Source organism: Fischerella sp. PCC 9605 (assembly GCF_000517105.1).
Lineage (GTDB): Bacteria > Cyanobacteriota > Cyanobacteriia > Cyanobacteriales > Nostocaceae > PCC9605.
Genome location: NZ_KI912150.1, coordinates 261,916 through 281,189, shown reverse-complemented (window position 1 = coordinate 281,189; position 19,274 = coordinate 261,916). Strand labels below are relative to the sequence as shown.

Annotated in this window: 19 protein-coding genes and 1 pseudogene; 10 read left to right on the top strand and 10 right to left on the bottom strand. The window is 41.1% G+C overall.

Annotation, left to right across the window (positions count from 1 at the left end):
* Positions 1-24: 24 nt before the first annotated feature.
* The gene (locus FIS9605_RS0124585; protein WP_026734966.1) at positions 25-543 is read right to left on the bottom strand and encodes a hypothetical protein; all 519 of its coding nucleotides are present in this window, start codon (positions 541-543) and stop codon (positions 25-27) included.
* Positions 544-1,037: 494 nt separating this feature from the next.
* On the opposite strand from FIS9605_RS0124585, the gene FIS9605_RS38030 reads away from it, so the two are divergent.
* From FIS9605_RS38030 to gap, 3 genes are all read left to right on the top strand, one after another.
* A complete protein-coding gene (locus FIS9605_RS38030) occupies positions 1,038-4,058 on the top strand; it encodes a Tn3 family transposase (protein ID WP_051470129.1) in 3,021 nt (1,006 codons plus the stop codon).
* A 103-nt stretch (positions 4,059-4,161) separates the two neighbouring features.
* Positions 4,162-4,368 (top strand): DUF1816 domain-containing protein, encoded by a 207-nt coding sequence (locus FIS9605_RS38025; protein WP_035140141.1) that lies wholly within the window; start codon positions 4,162-4,164, stop codon positions 4,366-4,368.
* A gap of 92 nt (positions 4,369-4,460) precedes the next feature.
* Complete coding sequence (gap, locus tag FIS9605_RS38020; RefSeq protein ID WP_082209849.1) at positions 4,461-5,546, top strand: type I glyceraldehyde-3-phosphate dehydrogenase; 1,086 nt, start codon at positions 4,461-4,463, stop codon at positions 5,544-5,546.
* A 43-nt stretch (positions 5,547-5,589) separates the two neighbouring features.
* On the opposite strand, the gene FIS9605_RS42985 is transcribed toward gap, so the two are convergent.
* The 4 genes from FIS9605_RS42985 to FIS9605_RS0124550 all read right to left on the bottom strand — a co-directional run bounded on the left by FIS9605_RS42985 (position 5,590) and on the right by FIS9605_RS0124550 (position 7,489).
* Positions 5,590-5,745 (bottom strand): hypothetical protein, encoded by a 156-nt coding sequence (locus FIS9605_RS42985; protein ID WP_155960509.1) that lies wholly within the window; start codon positions 5,743-5,745, stop codon positions 5,590-5,592.
* A gap of 118 nt (positions 5,746-5,863) precedes the next feature.
* Positions 5,864-6,610: a creatininase family protein gene (locus tag FIS9605_RS0124560; protein WP_026734965.1), complete on the bottom strand. Its 747-nt coding sequence runs from the start codon at positions 6,608-6,610 to the stop codon at positions 5,864-5,866.
* A 224-nt stretch (positions 6,611-6,834) separates the two neighbouring features.
* Positions 6,835-7,107: a cupin domain-containing protein gene (locus FIS9605_RS0124555; RefSeq protein ID WP_026734964.1), complete on the bottom strand. Its 273-nt coding sequence runs from the start codon at positions 7,105-7,107 to the stop codon at positions 6,835-6,837.
* Between the two features lie 22 nt (positions 7,108-7,129).
* Positions 7,130-7,489, bottom strand: coding sequence for a Mo-dependent nitrogenase C-terminal domain-containing protein (locus FIS9605_RS0124550; RefSeq protein ID WP_026734963.1), 360 nt, complete (start codon positions 7,487-7,489; stop codon positions 7,130-7,132).
* Positions 7,490-8,414: 925 nt separating this feature from the next.
* On the opposite strand from FIS9605_RS0124550, the gene FIS9605_RS0124545 reads away from it, so the two are divergent.
* The 5 genes from FIS9605_RS0124545 (at position 8,415) to FIS9605_RS38015 (ending at position 11,191) form a co-directional block, all read left to right on the top strand.
* Positions 8,415-8,975: a thermonuclease family protein gene (locus tag FIS9605_RS0124545; protein WP_026734962.1), complete on the top strand. Its 561-nt coding sequence runs from the start codon at positions 8,415-8,417 to the stop codon at positions 8,973-8,975.
* Between the two features lie 165 nt (positions 8,976-9,140).
* A complete protein-coding gene (locus tag FIS9605_RS0124540; RefSeq protein WP_026734961.1) occupies positions 9,141-9,878 on the top strand; it encodes an LmeA family phospholipid-binding protein in 738 nt (245 codons plus the stop codon).
* A 358-nt stretch (positions 9,879-10,236) separates the two neighbouring features.
* Positions 10,237-10,482, top strand: coding sequence for a hypothetical protein (locus tag FIS9605_RS0124535; RefSeq protein ID WP_026734960.1), 246 nt, complete (start codon positions 10,237-10,239; stop codon positions 10,480-10,482).
* Between the two features lie 20 nt (positions 10,483-10,502).
* The gene (locus tag FIS9605_RS44330; protein ID WP_197036129.1) at positions 10,503-10,676 is read left to right on the top strand and encodes a hypothetical protein; all 174 of its coding nucleotides are present in this window, start codon (positions 10,503-10,505) and stop codon (positions 10,674-10,676) included.
* Between the two features lie 14 nt (positions 10,677-10,690).
* Positions 10,691-11,191, top strand: a complete 501-nt coding sequence (locus tag FIS9605_RS38015) for a DUF1264 domain-containing protein (protein ID WP_051470128.1) — start codon at positions 10,691-10,693, stop codon at positions 11,189-11,191.
* A gap of 29 nt (positions 11,192-11,220) precedes the next feature.
* Here the strand turns inward: FIS9605_RS38015 and FIS9605_RS0124525 are convergent, their stop codons facing one another.
* Positions 11,221-12,948 carry an iron uptake porin gene (locus tag FIS9605_RS0124525; protein WP_026734959.1) on the bottom strand — a complete coding sequence of 576 codons (1,728 nt, stop codon included), beginning with the start codon at positions 12,946-12,948 and terminating at the stop codon, positions 11,221-11,223.
* 396 nt (positions 12,949-13,344) lie between these two features.
* Positions 13,345-15,006, bottom strand: a pseudogene (locus tag FIS9605_RS41210) (ABC transporter permease subunit).
* 251 nt (positions 15,007-15,257) lie between these two features.
* Between FIS9605_RS41210 and FIS9605_RS0124510 the strand changes: the two are divergent.
* On the top strand, positions 15,258-16,043 hold the full coding sequence (locus FIS9605_RS0124510) for an amino acid ABC transporter ATP-binding protein (RefSeq protein WP_026734956.1): 786 nt from the start codon (positions 15,258-15,260) through the stop codon (positions 16,041-16,043).
* Between the two features lie 76 nt (positions 16,044-16,119).
* Here the strand turns inward: FIS9605_RS0124510 and FIS9605_RS0124505 are convergent, their stop codons facing one another.
* Together FIS9605_RS0124505 and lipB are read right to left on the bottom strand one after the other, a co-directional pair.
* Positions 16,120-16,365 carry a hypothetical protein gene (locus FIS9605_RS0124505; protein WP_026734955.1) on the bottom strand — a complete coding sequence of 82 codons (246 nt, stop codon included), beginning with the start codon at positions 16,363-16,365 and terminating at the stop codon, positions 16,120-16,122.
* A 161-nt stretch (positions 16,366-16,526) separates the two neighbouring features.
* Positions 16,527-17,225: a lipoyl(octanoyl) transferase LipB gene (gene lipB / locus FIS9605_RS0124500; protein ID WP_026734954.1), complete on the bottom strand. Its 699-nt coding sequence runs from the start codon at positions 17,223-17,225 to the stop codon at positions 16,527-16,529.
* 552 nt (positions 17,226-17,777) lie between these two features.
* On the opposite strand from lipB, the gene hpf reads away from it, so the two are divergent.
* On the top strand, positions 17,778-18,428 hold the full coding sequence (gene hpf / locus FIS9605_RS0124495) for a ribosome hibernation-promoting factor, HPF/YfiA family (protein ID WP_026734953.1): 651 nt from the start codon (positions 17,778-17,780) through the stop codon (positions 18,426-18,428).
* A 237-nt stretch (positions 18,429-18,665) separates the two neighbouring features.
* Here the strand turns inward: hpf and FIS9605_RS0124490 are convergent, their stop codons facing one another.
* Positions 18,666-19,124 (bottom strand): peroxiredoxin, encoded by a 459-nt coding sequence (locus tag FIS9605_RS0124490; RefSeq protein ID WP_026734952.1) that lies wholly within the window; start codon positions 19,122-19,124, stop codon positions 18,666-18,668.
* Positions 19,125-19,274 lie beyond the last annotated feature (150 nt).

Below are 19,274 nucleotides of genomic sequence, written 5' to 3'. Positions count from 1 at the left end.
ACTTGTTAATCTACAGATGAACTTTTATAGAAAAAGTGAATTAATTGCATCTGGGTGCGCGGGAATAATTTTGCAGCTTGATATCTGGTCAGTCCAACCAATATTTGCTAAATCTTCAAGACTGGCAGAACCAATGACTAAAAGCCTTGCTCCACCGTAACTAGCGTGTTCATAAAAAGCTGCTGCAATCCCACCAGCAACTTTAATTGACGACACTTCATCGTTCCAGTTTTCCCATCGAAAGCGGTTTACCTGCCAGTGGATGTCTCTAAAGTTTGCAATCGCATCACCTGTATTAAATCCTCTGGAAGCACTTGTTCCGCCTTTGCTACGGTAGATAACTACAGTTGAACTTGTAGGTACACTTCTTTCTCCACGAAAATAAGTCTGAAAATCTCTGAAGGTATCTACTGCACCTTGTCCAGCATCTTTAATCAGGTCAACCCATGCTTCCCCTTCTTCTCTTGCTTTTTTAATTGCATCAATAACTTTGTCAGGGTTCGAGAGTACAGCTGTGCCAATGACAGCTAGCGAACTTGCCATATTTTACTCCTTGAAAATTTTTATCCAAAAATGTCTGTTACTTGTAGAAGTGAATTTTGTTTACTTGTTTAGTGATTAAAATTACTAAGTATTTAGGCACTCAGTAAAAGAAAAGCTTTATATACCCTAGTTTTTTGACTTTATATTTTTAAACAAGTACTTTTATTAATATCAGTAAAATCTTCAGTTTAATTTTATGATTTTCCAAAACAACTCTAAATCATCCAATCACATTCCACCCCTAGTACTCATTAAGGTTTTTTGCCTCTTTCAAATACACAATAAGGTAATTAAATCAATACTTTTAACACTTCTTGGCAGTAAAACTGATTTTGCACCTATTTTGTCGTGCCTCCAAGCTTAACATGACAGCTTTTTGAAAAATTTTAGGCGTGTGGTGAAAAGAAGATAAAATACTCTGCACCAAGCAATTGAGGGATGTCCAAAATGCGGACACAATCCCTCCCGAGCTTTTAGTTGCAAATATTACTTGCATGACCGTAATTGAGCGTACAGCCTACCCTCGCTTTAAACAATATCCTTCCGCCAAGGAGTTGGCTGAATTTTATACACCAACACCGGAAGAAATCAAGTTTGTTAAGTCCCGTGTCAAGAGCCACGAAGGGTTGCTGAGTTTTATGGTCATGCTGAAATCATTCCAGCGTCTTGGTTATTTTCCACATCCAGAACAGGTACCGATTGCTGTCATCAAACATTTACGCTCGTGTCTAAAATTACGTGAGTGGGTGAAGGCAATTCCCTCTGAACGTCAACGTCGTAATTATGAACAGGCAATACGTTCGTACTTGAGGGTCAAACCTTACGACAAAGTTGCCCAAAAGTTGATAGCCATAGTTGTTGTTACAGGAGCAGAAGTTAAAGATCATCCTGCTGACTTAATCAATATTGCTATTGAGGAATTAATTAAGGAACGATACGAGTTACCCGCCTTTAGCACCCTTGACCGCTTGGTAGGTCATGTACGTTCCGTTACTAATTATCGACTATTTTTACGTGTTTCGCGCTTATTATCAACAGAGGAAAAAGATTATTTAGACCGACTGTTATTAGGAAAAACTACTGAATCAACTGTTACCCTTAATTTACTCAAGTCTCCACCTTTGAGTGAATCTTTATCGCATATGCAGCAGTTGCAGAAAAAGTTTAATCAGTTGATGACTTTTGGTGATGCAAAACGATTGCTATCGTCACTTGCTCCTGCCAAAGTTAAGTATTTGGCTTCCCAAGCGGTAGCTTTAGATATATCGGAATTTCAAGACATCAAACTCCCAAAACGTCGTACCTTGCTGTTGTGTTTGTTATATCAGGCACAGGTGAAAACTCGTGACCATTTGGTGGAGATGTTTCTTAAGCGTATACAAAAGATTATTAATAACGCCAAAACTAGACTGAGAGAATTACGAGAGAAGCATCTGGAGCAAACAGAAGAATTACTGAGTCTCCTGGCACAAGTGTTGACTGTATCAAATGAAACTGAAGACCACGCAACTTTAGGGCATCAAGTACAAACTCTATTTGCAGAACGTGGCGGTCCAGAATTGCTGTTGAAGCAATATGAAGAAATTGCTGCTTATAACACTAACAATCACTTGCCTTTGATGTGGCACTTTTACTCGCGTTATCGTAAGCTATTGTTTGAATTAGTCAGCTCATTAGATATTCACTCAACGTCTGCTGATGATTCACTGATAAACGCTTTAGCATTTGTCTTAAAAAACGAACACAAACGTACCAAGTATTTACCTGTAGATATTGATTTAAGTTTTATTAGCAACCAGTGGCGTTCTTTGGTTTTTACTCGGATTGAGAATACCGAGATGTTGGTGCGACAGCACCTGGAAATTTGCATCTTTTCTTACCTAGCTACCGAGTTAAAAACTGGAGATGCTTGTGTAGTCGGTTCAGAAAGCTATGCTGATTTCCGTGACCAGTTGCTAAGTGCAGATGAATGTACCCCGATGATTGAGAAGTATTGTAACGAACTTGGTTTTCCCTCCAACCCTGAAGACTTTGTTGAACACTTGCGTAACGAATTAATGCTTGTTGCAGAATCCGTAGACCAGATTTGTTCAGACGGTAAACAAGTTACAATTAGCTTTGATGGCGAACCCGTACTGAAACGGGTTGCACCACCACCAGTCCCTGAAGGAGTCGAGGCATTAGAAGAGGCAATCCGTCAAAAAATTCCAGAACGCAGTATTTTGGATATTCTTTGTAATGTTGAGCACTGGTTAAACTGGACGCAGCATTTTGGTCCTCTGTCTGGGAACGAACCTAAAATGCAGCACGCAAGCGAACGTTATATCCTCACTGCCTTTGGTTACGGATGCAACCTTGGACCCAATCAAACTGCCCGCCATACCAAAGGTGTAGTTACCTCTCACATGATTTCTTACACCAACCGCCGCCACATCAGTGTACAAAATTTGGAGGCGGCAGTGAGGGATATGATTAACGCCTACAATCGTTTTCATCTGCCAACTCTGTGGGGTACTGGGAAAAGAGCCGCCGCAGATGGTAGTAAGTTTGAGGTTTATGAAAATAACTTACACAGCGAGTATCATATCCGCTACGGAGGCTATGGTGGTATTGCTTATCACCATGTTTCTGATACATATATTGCCTTATTTACCCACTTTATCACCTGCGGTGTCTGGGAAGCCGTGTATATTTTGGATGGGCTACTGAAGAATACTTCCGATATTCAATCAGACACATTGCACGCAGATACTCAAGGTCAGTCTGTACCAGTGTTTGCTCTCTCTTATTTTCTTGGTATCAAATTGATGCCCCGTATCCGTAATTGGCAAGACTACAGTTTCTTTCGTCCAAGTGTTGATGTGGTGTACAACTACATCGACCCATTGTTTAAAGAGGTAGCTAATTGGAAACTGATTCAAACCCATTGGCATGACATGATGCGTGTTGTACTGTCGATTAAAGCGGGTAAAGTTATGCCATCTACGCTACTCCGTAAGCTAGGGGGTCGTAGCCGTAAGAATCGTCTTTATCAAGCTTTTTGTGCATTGGGAGAGGTAGTACGGACGATATTCCTGTTGCAATACATCTCTGATGTTGGAATGAGACAGCAGATTACCGCTTGCACAAATATTGTCGAGAAATACCATCACTTCTTGGATTGGTTATTTTTTGGGAAAGAAGGTGTCATCACAGAGAACGACCCCATTGAGCAGGAAAAGCGCTTAAAGTATCTCGATTTGATTGCCAGTGCTGTCATTCTACAGAATACAGTTGACTTGACTTTGGCAATTCAGGCACTTACAGCAGAAGGATACCCAGTAAAACCCAAGACCCTTGCTGCTTTGAGTCCTTATATTACCAGACATCTTAAGCGTTTTGGGGATTACATAGTGGATCTCAAAAACATCCCGCAACCATTAGAATCTGCAATTTCTCTTCCCAAGAAATCTTTGATAGCAGTTGAGGCAATCCTAAGCCGTCCTAACCTTTCATGCCTGACAGTTAATTCTTAATTTCATTAAATAGTCAACCGTAATTTACTTTCTTAGTCAGTAGCGTTATTTTTTAAAGAATGCCTGAAAGCTTGACAAGGCAGGGCTTCCCAGACCATCTTGCATGATTTTACAAGGATCTCGGCTCAATGCCATGAAGTTGCTTAACTTTGTCAAGGGAATCATTGCCAGCTTTACACGCAGTTTCACACGAGTCGGCAATAAAGATTGGTGGGTAGAGACAATCGCGGCTGAACCTCGTTGCGTGTATTATTTTGGTCCTTTTCAAAGCCCTCTAGAAGCCATCCTTAACTCTCATCAGTGCCTTTAAATTGAACCGAATTGATTCTGTATTTTAAAGCTTTTGCAAATTAACACAAATTAATCAGTCTCAGAAATAGATTAAACAACAGAAGGAGAACAATGGCAAACATAGCAATTAACGGACTAGGAAGAATTGGCAGAGCTGTTTTTAAAATCGCGCTTGATACTCCAGAATTGAGCGTGGTTGCTGTTAACGATCTCGTATCTGCGGATAATCTGGCGTATTTGCTCAAGTATGACACGGTTTACGGTAAATACGATAAACGAGTTGAGAACACAAGCGATCGCATCATTATTGATGGCAAATCCTATCGGGTGTTTAATGAAAAAGATCCAGCTCAATTGCCCTGGGGTGAGCTAAATGTTGATATTGTGTTTGAATGCACAGGACATTTCACGAAAAAAGAGGATTTAGAGAAACATATTCAGGCTGGAGCAAAACGAGCGATTTTATCGACTACTGCCAAGAGTGAAGACGTGGTAACGGTTGTTCCGGGGGTGAATCATGCACCCGAATCTGAGCAAATTATCTCCTGTGCTAGCTGCACCACCAATTGCGTTACTCCTGTGGTTGAAATCATCAGCCGCAGAATTGGGGTGAAAAAAGCCATCATGACGACGGTTCATGCTTATACGTCGTCTCAAGAGATTGTAGATGGTCCCAGCAAGAAATTCAGACGGGGCAGAGCGGGAGCAGCAAACTTAGTGCCAACGACTACCGGAGCCGCCACTGCCACAACCAAAGTTTTGACTCAGCACAAAGATAAGTTTGATGGAGTAGCAGTCCGAGCACCGATTCCAGTGGGTTCGATCGCTGACATTGTATTTGTGACTGAGAAACCAACAACTGTTGAAGAGATTAATTCGATCTTTCGCGAAGAATCTGAAAGTGAGAAATATCAGAACGTGTTAACGGTCTGTGAGGATGAAATTGTTTCCTCTGATATTATTCAAGATGCTCATGCCTCGATCGTCGATTTGAGCATGACCCAAGTGGTCGATGGGGACTTGGTGAAGGTAATGAGCTGGTACGACAATGAATGGGGCTACGCCAGCCAGATGGTGAAAGAAGCAGTGCATTTGACAACTCTCCGCGCTAAAAGCGACGAAGATTCTTTAAGAGGCAAACCTCTTGGGCGGCATCAATTGCCCCTACTCTCTCCGATCAAAGATCATCGAGTCTAAACCAAGAACAATTGTGAAGAATTAGCATTTTTCGCAAACTCTATCAAAAGGCAAAGGTCAACAGATTGACAAAATTGCTTCGGTTGCCAGTTTTGTCCTCAGCCGGATCGACCCGAAAATTGACGATCGCATTGAAGAAAAGTTCAAAACCATTGGCACAGAAACTTTGAGTGAAGAAGTTCGCTTGCAGAACATTCAAGGCAAGATAGCGATCGCCTCCATTCTATTGTGGTTATAGTGTGGTTATAGTTTGAAAACACGCCTTAGCGCAGTAGATCCTCCCTTTGGAGGCTTGCACTCAATCCCATCACTGAGAATTATTCCGCACTTAAAAACTCTAAATACCCATGACTCAGTTCTTTTACCGCTAACTCATAAAACTGCTTGCCGTGTTCCGGTGTTGCCAAAGCGGGATTTGAACCCATCCTACCATCCGGGTAGTGTTGGCGAAAGTTTTTTGCACCATAAATTCTATGTCCGCTGCCAACTTCTGGAGACAGGGGGGCTTGCTTAATCGCCTCTGGATAAACATATTGAGTTACAGCTACTTCACTTGGCGTTGCATGAGAGCCTTCTTGGTTGCCGTATAATTCTTTTGCTAGCTTGAACACTGAACCGCACATAAACCAGTTAGCAATTTGGCATTGCACTTTTTGGGCATTGTAAATCTGCAAATCTTCCAAGTGTGCGTAAGTTTCCGAGAAAGCGGCCTTAAGGGTGGCGATGTTGCCGCCGTGTCCGTTAATAAAGTAGAACTTGGTAAAGCCCGCTTTAGCTAAACAGGTAACGTAGTCTCGCACTACTTGAATCATCGTGCTGGGACGCAGACTAATAGTGCCGGGAAAAGCAGTATGGTGAAGCGCCATGCCTACATTAATTGTAGGAGCAACCATTGCTTCGGTTGTTTCACCCACACCACGAGCGATCGCTTCTGCACAAATCGCATCAGTGCCAATTAACCCCGTTGGCCCATGTTGTTCTGTAGAACCTATTGGAAGGATGATACCTTGAGATTTTTGCAGATATGCTTCCACTTCCTGCCAAGTACTCAAATGCAATAACATTTTCGCTAGCTTCCTTATCAAGCAATTTGAGAGCGTGGATTTGTACTACTTTACAAATACTAAATCAGATTGAATATTTATTCAGGAAACGTATAATATCTACTTATTCTAGAAAAGAGGAAGACTAATTTCTAAATTAAATCTACATAAGTCAAGAGTGGGGAGATAGGGAGATGGGGAGAATAACCACTAACCACTAACCACTAACTACTAACTACTAACTACTAACCAAAATAATAATGTTTCTTTACGTCACTTCTAATTTCCCATGTGCAGGACATACCAGCAGGAAAAGTCACTAAATCGCCTTTGCCCATTTGCACTGGTTGTCCGCCATCGGGAGTAACAATAACATCACCTTCTAAAAAGTAGCAAGTTTCTTGACTGTCATACGTCCAAGGAAATTTAGAGACTTCTTTTTGCCAAATTCCCCATTTAGACACACCTAATTGGTTAAGGCGTTCTTGACTGGGTTGACGCTCAACTTTAATTTCCATGCTCCGCGTTCTCATAATCTGTTCAACAGTAAGACTGGATGTCTTCACCACACTGATCTACTAAATAACACAAAGCACGAAAACGCAAGCCTACAAATTGATCGTAAAACGGATTTAACTTGCACATAGGGGGTATATGGGCAACTTTACGACCAAATAAAATAATATCCCGCTCAAAAGGACACTGAGCGGGAATCAGTTTGGCAATAAATTTTGCCAATTTACGATTTTGAATTTCTAATGAATCCAACCATTGACGCAATGGTTCTAACAATTCATCTTTAGCTCTAATTAGTAGATTTTTACTTCCTACTTGATGATTTTCTATAGTGGGGTTAATAAAAGCTGAGTAGACAATTTGTTGATTGTTGGTTCCTAGCATGATAAATTTCCCCTCCAATTCCTGGATGATTTGCATTTTTGTATTTTTGTACTATTGCTATTGAAACGTACTGAATCACTAAGAATTGTTCCGTTAAGTACAAAATAACAAATAAAATCTTAAGAATTCACTTTTGCAATTATTAATTCCTAATATTGGACATATCCTATTCCTATCTCGAATGTAATTTGTTAACTCTGGAAATCAACAGTACCTATAGGTGTAATTTTGCGTGCAAAAGCGGGGGTTTTCTCTTTCTCCGGCAGGATTTCACTAGGAATAGACTGTTAGGATTATCGATTTTAGGGTATTGACTCTCCTATAAAATGTTATTTAGGTTACAAAAGTTTATAATTAATTTACCTAATAGTAGAAATCATAATAATTTGATAAATATAAGTGATTCTGAAGTTTGAAGTAACTAATAAAAAATTATGGACATTTAGCTTATCCACATGAGAATTCATAGTGAAGTTTAGTGGATCGTGAACTAGTACTTCAGCACCACCGATAAAAATTTCTTTTCAGAATAGACTAGTTATAACGGTACAAACGATTTTGCCTGAGATTGGAATCGATGCATGGTAAGCTATCGCGCATGTAACTTAGATATCTGATATCTTGCACCATACCCTGCGGGAAGGGCTACGCTCTACGATTGGTAGAGCCTTTGGCTCTAGTTCTCATGTTCTCGTTACCAGGTTGAACCTGGTAACGAGGGTGGTGGGCTTGCCTGGTGGCTGTTACATAGGCGTGCAAGATGCTCACAGTCAAGTTGAATTAAGTATATTTTTTAAAAATATAGTCATAAAAACTACTGAATATAGAGAATGACAACAGTGGTTACACTGTGTTAACTTGCTTTACAGATAAAGATTTGTAATTTGCTATTATCATTCATCAGAAAATATAGTGATTTAGGGTTGTGAAAATAACTAAACAAGCTTTACTTTGGCTTTGTGCTGCTATCCTGATTTTTGGGCTGATGGGATGCGATCGCCTTTTTCCTTCTGGCGATTTAGTTGAACGAGTCAGCGATGGCGATACTCTCAAGGTGAAAGATCCAAAAGGTGATGAATTCACTGTGCGTTTCGCCTGTGTGGATGCACCAGAAATACCCCATTCCAAAAGAGAAAGAGAAAGTAAAGCAGCTAGCGATCGCAATCAGTTTACTTGGGGTGCAAAAGCACAAGAAAGAGTGCAGGAGTTAGTCAAACAAGCTGGCGATCGCGTCACTTTAACTATCACAGATAGCGATCGCTATGGACGCAAAGTTGCAGAAGTGCGGTTACGAAATGGTACGTTTATCCAGGAAGTGTTAGCGCGTGAAGGGTTGGCGCTGGTTTATCGTCCTTATTTAAATAAGTGTCCCAGCAAAGAAATCATTCAACAAGCTGAAGTACAAGCAAAGCAACAACGACGGGGTATTTGGAGTGATTCTAAATTCACCCCTCCTTGGGAGTATCGCGCTTTAAATAGGAAATGAACAGATAAAACAACACAGGGAATATACTGAAAAAAGTCTCAGCATCACCGTGTTTTCCACTTTTGCATTCATACAAAGGAAGAACTCACAATATAACCTAATGCAGATACACTCCTGAGTCATCAGCGTTTCAATTAAGCAGAAGATTCTAGGAGACTTAAACTCATGTCACAAGAGCGAAAAATAGAAGAGAATTTACTATCCCAAGTTGCAGAGAACAGCATATCTCATCAGTTAGATGAAGCAGAAAAAATAGACGTAGATGTGCAAACAGATTTGCTAAAAGTCATTCAAGGACAAGCAGATGCTGTTTCTTTGACTGGAGAGGGATTGGAACTGCAAAACATTCGCGTGCAAGAAATAAAGGTACAAACAGATCACATTGCTATTAATCCTCTCAGTGCGATTTTCGGTCAAATTGAACTCAATCAACCCGTAAATACTACTGCTCGTATAGTACTCACTGAAGCAGATATAAACCGCGCCTTGACATCAGACTTTATTCGTAGCAAGATACAACGCTTTAATTTAAATGTAGATGGCGTAATTGTCAGCTTGCTACCACAAAAAATCCAAATTTATTTACCTGGTGATGGCAAACTTCAATTTGATGGAACAGTGCTGATACACGAAAAAGGTAATAATAAGCAACTAGGTTTTACAGCAGTAGTTAGCCCACGTACAATGCACCAACCCATTCTGATAGAAAGTTTCAACTGTACCCAGGGAAAGGGCATTTCCTTAGATATTATGGTGACATTAATGAATAAGGTAAAAGAATTAGCAAATTTGCCATATTTGGAGTTTGATGATACTCGGTTGCGGATCATCCATATGGAAGCGCAAAAGGGCAATCTGATACTTTTTGTAAAAGCGAATATGCAACAAATACCTACAATGTAGAAGGGAATGGGGACTGGTGATTGGGGACTAGGTAGGTTAGGAGAAGAATCTTCTCCCAATACCCAGTACTCAATCATCAATAGCCAATAGATAATACATCTGTGGTTGATTTTTAAAATAGAATTTTTGTCATAGCTTCAAGTCAGATCAAGTATATTTTTTTAATACAATCTTGGCTTCTATCTTTTGGCAGGATTACTATTAATATTATCTCAGTATTTGGATAGAGTGAGAAAACTTGTTAGTTAATCTCTCCTAAGTCAGTAACGAAATAATTCCAAAGAAAGGTGCTGAGTATCTCTTCATCAGGAGAATATTGATTAGTAAACAAAAATTCCTGTGTTAATTCTAAAACGCTATGAAACCTCAACATAATCTTGAGCAAATTACGCTTTACTTGACTCAAACTCTGAGTGGATATGAAGTAATTCCAGCCAACTGGGGTTGGCACATTCATAAAGGAGACAAATACTGTGGACACATGGAATATCAAAGAACAAAAGGATGGCAAGGTAGAGCTTTCAATCGCCTTCCGACTAAATTAAAAGAGCAACTCAAAAAGTTTGCACAATCAGGTTTTTCTATGCGCTCAGTTACTACTTAAATCGAATTTTTCTTAAACTTATGATTGTTTGGTCAAAACATAGTCAACTCTTTAGGTTTTTGCTAACTGTGTTTGCCATTCTCGTCTTGAGCTTAGGAGGATGGGCAACTGCCAAAGCTGATACTAACAGTTCATTTGATCGCAATCCACCGCTTGTAGAGCCAACAAGTAAGTCTATCAAAACTAAGCGCTAGAAACTGGAGCTAGGTTGCTGCAAGATACCACACCTATCAATCAGTTACAAACTTATCTAGATGGTTTCCACAACTACAAAAGAGAGGCTCATCTTCCTGGAGAAAGCCAGCATCAAATGCGGGTAAGCCACTATTGCCAAAACCTGAACGAAGAATTTACTCAATGTGCTATTTACGATGGCAATACGGCAAATTCGCATTTGATTGGGATTGAATATGTAGTTTCAGATCGGGTATACCAAAATTTATCTGAAAACGAAAAACAATATTGGCATCCTCATACTAGTGAGGTAGAGAGTGGAATACTAATTGCGCCAGGTATTCCCGATCCAGCACATCAAGCACTCATGGATAAACTACGAACTACCCACGGCAAAACTTGGCATGTCTGGGATACTCAAAAGTATCAATTTCCTTTAGGGGAGCCAGCTTTAATGTGGGCTATAGAAACTAATCAAATTAATACTGAAACCCAACACCAAATGCAAGAGCGGGAAAAATCTATCAAGTTTTAGCAATTAATTGGCGTGAGATTGAAAAGAAATTAAAACACAAAGCTAGTTCTTATCACACCAATAAACGCATCAGAGTTGCGTTCGTCGTGGTTGGGTGCTGTTAACCAGAAAAAACCTGGAGTAACTGAAACATTTTCATTCAACTGAAATCGATAAAATGCCTCAATATGAAAACCAGTGTCACGATCGGATCTGCGTCCATCGGGTAAACCAATGGCTTCAGCAACTCGATCGTTGCTAGTATCAACTACCTTTGGCTGCATCCCAAACACTAACCCACCGAGATTACCCTTTGCTCCTAAATCGGGGAAAGCCAAAGTGACAGCATAGTTGAGAACTTTCACATCTCCAGCGTTACCTGTGCGATCGCCAACAGTATTCGTACCCAGTACACGCGCATTGGTATAGCCAACCCAGCCTCCTAATTGAAAGCGATCGCTGAGTTTGTAATTAGCAATAAAACCATAGTGATTTGCTGACACTCGGTCATCAAAAGGTGTACTAAAATCACCTGTACTCACCTTGGCAGAGTTGCTACCTGCAAGGGTATCAATACCAAACTGCGGTGTATAGGTATTCATGTATACTAAGCCAGCGGTAAGATTACCGCTATAATAAGTTAGCTGACCAAAAGCAGTGTAGCCGCCATTGAAGATACCGGAACTAGAACCCGGTAAATTCGGGCCTCCAATATCATTCACATCTTGCCCAACATATCCACCAGCTAAAACCAGCGAATCTGTAATTGTATAACTTAACCCGGCTCCACCTCGTTGTCCCATCGGGTAGTAGATGGGATTAGAGTTGGCGAAATTGGAAATTGAGCCAGTCGCAAATTCACTGAATGGAGAAATTGGATCAGCACCTAAGTAGGTGGGGTCAGTTACACCAGCTGCAATGTAAATATTGAGCTTGTCATTGAAAGGAAAATTATAGCTCAAGTCATGAATTCTGACATTACTATCGTTTTCACCTTCAGAAGCAGGAGATGGCAACAGACGCGCTTCATCGGAAAAAGCATCAGGAAAGGCAGACGCATACCGTTGCGATGCACCAAAACCACCAGTGCTGTTGTCAATATTGGGATCTCCAGCGCTCAATAGGCGAAAATTAGCAGCTTGCAGTCGTACCCGCAAGCGATCGCTACCTGTAAAGCTGGTATCGAAATTCAAGCGGACGCGGTAGGTGAGAATTGTATTATTGGCAGAGCTAGTATCATCTCCAAAAGCATCGGCTACATGAGTAATAACTTCTCCATTTAGCTTGGTAGTTGTGGAAAACTGGTTGGCTTCCAGTTGTGCTGACCGAACTTCTAATACATCTACCTTACCTCGTAAAGTTGCCAGTTCTGCTGCAAATTCCTCCTGCAACTTTTGCAGTGTTGCTAAATCTTCTTTTGTGACCAACTCACTAGTCGCTGTTGTAATTAGTTCGCTAACCCTGTCGAGACAGGCATTTAAACCAGCTGCAAATTCATATCTGCTCAGGGGACGGTTGCCTCTATAAGTGCTGTTGGGATAACCCGCAATGCAACCATAGCGCTCCACTAAAGATTGCAATGCAATAAATGCCCAATCCGTCGGCTGTACATCTGCTAGTTGAGAAACAGAATTTACTTGAGCTATAGATTCTGGTATAAGTGTTTTTTTATTTGTTAATCTCTCCGGCTCGAAAGCTAGAGCATTTTTAGTAAGCAATAGTAAATTGCTGATAATAGCCAGGCTAATAATAAGGGAATTACCCAATAATTTATGCATGTTTTTCCTCACAGAAAATGCTCTTTTTTATGCATATAAAACAAAAAATGCCCTTATTAACTAAGTAGGTAGACGGGAATAAACATAACTATGTCAAGACATTAAAAATGCTGAAACCCTTACCAATGACGTAGACGCGCTTTACTCGGCTTCCCGCAGGGTATGACGAATGACGAATGACAAATGACAAATGACGACCGTTCATACCAAGTTGTGTTCAGATATAGCAATTCGTGCCCTTTCCCCCTCCCCTCTCCCAAATTGGGAGAGGGGTGCCGACAGGCGGGGTGAGGGAAGTACTATGTTTGACTACAACCTAGTATCAGTTTAAGTAGCTGCCATGAAATCCTTACATCAGAACCCATGAAAAATTTCTGTCCTCTGCCTTAATGATGATTAACTTGATTTGATCGGCTTGTGTTTCTGACGTTTGGCTGGATTCATCCAAACTTCTAGAAAAGAAAAAAATTGGGATGAAGCCAAGGTGAGAACTAGGTATACCAAAGCAACTGCGGTGTAAATCTCAAAAGCACGATAAGTATCAGCCACAATTAATTGACCCCGCCGAAATAGTTCTTCAAAGCCAATCACTGCAACGAGACTTGTATCCTTGAGCAAGGTAATAAATTCATTTCCCAAAGGTGGAATCATGCGGCGCAGTGCTTGGGGAAAGATAATGTAGCGCATAGTTTGTACTCCACTCATACCCAGAGAATTTGCTGCTTCTGCTTGTCCTGGATCGATGGATTGGATACCAGCGCGGACAATTTCACCAATATAAGCAGCACTGTTAAGGCTAAGAGCGACAACCGCAGCTAGTAAACGATCAAAGCGCAGAGTGACACCAAAGCTTTGAGCCAGTGCTGGTAAGCCGAAGTAAATCATAAAAATCTGTACCAGCAAAGGAGTACCGCGAAAGAAATCGATATAAGCGCGAGTTGCCCAACGCAGAGGCACAATTGGCGAAAGACGAGCAATTCCAATTAAGGAGCCACCAACCATACCTAATAAAACTGAGAGGGCAGTGATTTGAAGTGTGACTAAAGCACCAATTAGCAAACTAGGTAGAGCGTTGAGAATGATATTTAGGCTTTGCAACATTTTTCGTTAATGAGGTGATGGGGTGATGGGGTGATGGGGTGATGGTTCTCCCCACCTCCCCACCTGTCTATCCCGCAAAGGTTATGTAACAAACTGCTAAGACGTGGGAGCAGTCTCTGGTAATTGAGGTGGTTCTACGCCAAACCACTTCTTATAAATTTGAGCATAGCTGCCGTCTGCAATTATTTTTGCTAAAGCTGTGTTGATAGCGTTGAGGTTGGGGGAGTTTTTCGGCATGGCAATGCCGTAGTATTCTTCGGTAACGAGTTCACCAACTACCTTTATACCTTTGAGATTACCACTGTTGATAGCTTCTAATGTGACAGGAGCATCGTTGACCACAGCATCTACGTTACCATTTGCCAGTTCCTGCAAAGCTAATGGAGCAGAGTCAAATTCTCGTACCTGAGCACCAGAAATCTTTTTAGCTGTTTTTGCGCCTGTTGTGCCAATTTGGGCGGCAATTTTCTTGTTTTTAAGACTATCTAAGTTGGTGATATTTGTGTCATCTTGGCGGACAGCGATCGCTAATCCAGCTTTAAAGTAAGGTCTAGAAAAGGATATTGTTTGAGCGCGTTCTGGTGTTATTGTGATGGCACTGATAGCAGCATCAATCGAATTGGCTTGAAGTGCCGGAATAATGCCATCAAAAGGCAGACTCTGAAACTCAACCGTCATTCCGGCTGCTTTTCCCACTGCTTTCATCAAGTCAATATCAAAGCCCACTAGCTCATTTCCCGTTCCCTTGGACTCAAAAGGCGGAAAAGCAGGTTCTGTAGCAACTTTAAGAGTTTTGCCAGTTGTACCTGTTTCGGTTGCTGCTTTGGTGGGTGCAGTCGTGGACGTACTGCCAGTATTGTTGCCAGAATCATTGCAGGCAGACAATATTAAAACCGCACCAAACCCAGCCAAGAAATGCTTAATAAAACGCGATCGCGTTATTTTTGGCTCGAACATGGTTTTTTCCGTGTAAATTATTGCCAACAGTTATGTGATTTTCTCTAACCATGTTTTAAGGTACTATAAGAGGAAATTAATTAAGTATAAACCGCATATATTAGTAATTTCCTGCTGTTTACTCAATTTAAAACATTTGCAAAGGATTATTACTTATTCAACCAGCAAAATCGACATTGCATAATGCTAAGATATCTGCTTTTCATATGAAGTGTTGGCTAAAATTAACAGTAGTTTAACTGACAGGGGTAATGGACAGTTTCACTCCCGCAATTGTTTTTGAAAATATTGAAAAAAACTTCGGCCCCCTGAAAGTGTTAAAGGGAATCAGCGGCAAAATAAATCGAGGCGAAGTAGTTGCTGTGATTGGTTCCTCTGGTTGTGGTAAAAGTACCCTGTTGCGTTGCTTCAATCGTTTAGAAAGCATTGATGCCGGAAGTTTAACAATTAATGGTATAGATTTATCTCATCGTCATTTGAACCAGAGACAACTGCGGCAATTGCGAACACAAGTAGGAATGGTTTTTCAGCAGTTCAACCTATTTCCCCATCTGAGTGTGCTGGAAAATCTCACACTTGCTCCCCGTAAAGTTTTGGGCAAATCTCCGAAAGAAAGCGCTCAACTTGCAGGGTTGTATCTGGAAAAAGTGGGACTGTTTGACAAAGCATCAGCCTATCCCGAACAACTTTCTGGCGGACAAAAGCAACGGGTAGCTATTGCTCGTAGTTTATGCATGAATCCCCAAATCATGCTATTTGATGAACCCACCAGCGCTTTAGATCCGGAACTTGTGGGTGAGGTTTTGCAAGTCATGCAGCAATTGGCAGCGGAGGGAATGACAATGGTAGTTGTCACCCACGAAATGCAATTTGCCCGCGAAGTAGCCCATCGGGTAATATTCATGGATAAAGGCATAGTCGCAGAACAAGGCCTCGCCCATGAAGTTCTCACCAATCCTCAAAGCGATCGCCTGCGTACTTTCCTCAGTCGCCTCAATGTCGGGATGGGGAGAGTGGGAGATGGGGTGATGGGGTGATGGGGGAAAATGACTATTGACTATTGACTGTTGACTATTGACTGTTGACTATTGACTATTGACTATTGACTATTGACTAAAGATATTCCCGCAAAAAATCAAAGGGTTCATCTTCCCAAAATGGTTCTGGAACCATCAAACACAATTTACTGTTGATATCCGCTTCAATTTCGTCACTATCTTTCCGATCAAATAGTTCTTTCAAAGCTTTCCAGTCACGATCTTTAAGAGCCGTTAATGGCTGAGCGTGTACTTCTTCTGCATGTTTTTGAGAATTGACACGAAAGCTTTTGAGTAACTTTCGGGAAAGATTATTTTTCAAGGCTTATAAATAAAATATATTTTAGTTTTACTCAAATGTATGTAACTGCACAGTCAGTTTAAATGTAGTAGCACTAACTAGATCATTACACGCTTTAAACAATTAGGTAGGAAATATTCTTTGCTGGAGAATGGGAAATAGGGAATAGAGATCGCCTTTTTTCATACTTTGATTGTAGGCAAATTTCCGTGGGGGTCTGCCGTCACTAATTCGACATCAAACACTTCTGCAAAGGATTGCGCTATATTTGCGCGTACCTCGTCGCAAGTTATACCAGGTATCAATTCAGCTAAACAGCCTACAGGTTTATCAGAAATGCCACAGGGGACAATGCGCTCAAAGCCTGTCATGTCTGGACAAACGTTTAATGCAAAGCCATGCATAGTTATCCAACGGCTGACTTTAATACCAATAGCGGCAACTTTACGTCCTTGCACCCAAACGCCTGTAAAACCCGTAATGCGCTCTCCTTCCAATCCATATCGTGCTAGTGCGCGAATTAACACTTCTTCTAGTTGTCGTAAATACCAATGCAGGTCTTGACGATAACGCTGCAAATTTAAAATCGGATACCCTACCAGTTGACCAGGACAATGATAAGTTACTTCCCCACCTCGTTCAACTATATACACTGAGTAAGTGTTATTGTCAAGGTCAAATTTGAGAAATTCTGGAGTAGCTCCCTGTCCCAAAGTATAAACGGGTGGATGTTCCAGCAAGATGAGCACATCTTCTAAGTTGGGATTTTTGATGCGCTCTTGCAGAAGCGATCGCTGCCACTCCAGAGCATCTATGTATGGCATTAATCCTAGGTTATATAGCAAACAATAACGCGAGTGTGAAGTAATACTACGGTTCATGCGAAAAAATCACTGATTTCTAGACTTTAAAGTATCAAAAATTACAAATACTGAGGATAAATTTCAAGCTATGCAAAGGATTTTAAAGGAAAGTAAAGGGAAGCAGTTTTAGAAAATACAAAATGCTAGTTTTGATATATATAACCTCAAATGGTGTTGGGAGGAATTCTCTGCAATAACCATCACGCCAAGAAAAAGAGGAAAGAATGCACTGGCTGATGGCGTCTGATTCAGTTGTTTCCATTCAAAAAACGGGTAAAACTAGCAAAAAGACGCATGTTGTCTATGAAAAGCGAATGTAGACCATTTCGCAATAGCAAAGCTAGCAATATCTGCGTGAGCATGCAAATGCCTTTACAGCAGTTGCAGCAAACGCAGAGATTTCTAAGTCGATTCAGACGAAGTCAGAGGAATGCTTGGCTGAATTTGACTTAGGTAGGCGCACCAGCAGCATGTAGAAATTTTCCGATTTCGAGGGCAGTATTTAGACCTTACCGCAATACCTTTTCTCTGAACCAGATACACATAAAAACATTGAGCGGGAGAGTTTACATGAAGCTTGTCATCCACGGCAAAAATATTGAAATCACCGATGCGATTAGGGAATATGTACATCAAAAGATTGAGAAGGCGGTGAATCATTTTCAGAACATCACAAATGAAGTGGATGTGCATTTGAGCGTAGCTCGCAATCCCCGAATAAATCCTAAGCAAGCGGCAGAAGTCACTATTTATGCCAACGGAAACGTCATCCGTGCCGAGGAGAGCAGCGAGAACTTATACGCCAGTATAGACTTGGTAGCAGATAAAATCGCTCGTCAACTGCGTAAATATAAAGAACGGCGTCATGAGAAGAAAACTCATGCTCAAACTAGCATTGAAGGAGTAGTGCAACAGACAGTAGTTACAGATTTAATTGGCGATCGCGCTCCTGAATTGCCAGAAGAAGTCGTCCGTACCAAATATTTTGCCATGCCGCCAATGACAGTTGCAGAAGCGTTAGAACAACTGCAACTGGTGGGACATGACTTTTATATGTTCCGAAATGTTGAAACAGGCGAGATTAACGTTATTTACGAGCGCAACCACGGTGGTTATGGTGTGATTCAACCCCGCAACGGTAACGGCCATACCAACGGCAAGAACGGCAAGACGGCTCATGCAAATACTAATATCTCGGAGGCATCACACGCGCATAAATGAAATTAGTTAGTGGTTAAGGGTAGCCCTTTGGTGGTGCAATCCCAAACAATAAGTTTTCTTTGTGTCTTAGTGTCTTGGTGGTTCAAGAAAATTTATTTTTTCACCACAAAGACACAAAGACACCAAGTCGAATTAGGAAAAATCAGGCAATGAAAGCAGATTTTTCACCCACCACCAAAGGGCTGGTGGTTAAGGGTTAGTAGTTAGTGGTATTGATTAACCACTAACCACTAACTACTAACTACTAACTAACCCCTGCAACGTTTTCAGCGCTTCCTCGACGTGACCTTTAAAGTTAAACATCGAGTCGAACACATATTGGACAACTCCATCTTTATCAATCACATAAGTCACACGACCGGGAAATAAACCAAACGCAGCGGTTGCACCGTATTGCTTCCGTACCTTGTTGCCTTTGTCGCTTAACAAGGTAAATGGTAGCTGGTACTTTGTTGCAAACTTTTGGTGAGATTCCGGTGAGTCACCACTAATGCCGATCACTTCGGCACCAGCAGATTTAAATACTTCATATTGATCGCGAAAAGCACAGGATTCAACTGTACATCCGGGAGTGTCGTCTTTGGGGTAAAAATAAAGAACGACTGGTTTACCGCGAAAATCGGTAAGGCTAACTGGTGAGCCATTTTGAGAAGGGAGAGTAAAATTAGGTGCGGTATCTCCAACTTTGATAGCCATAAGCAATTTAAAATTTTATTTGCAAAATTGACACTATACAGAAGCCGAGTTACTGAAAAACTCGGTTTCTTTTGTACTGGTGCATAATTATCTTTACAGAATTTTAACTTGTGTGCTGGTCTACGAATTTTTCTTGATTACTCGCGTCAG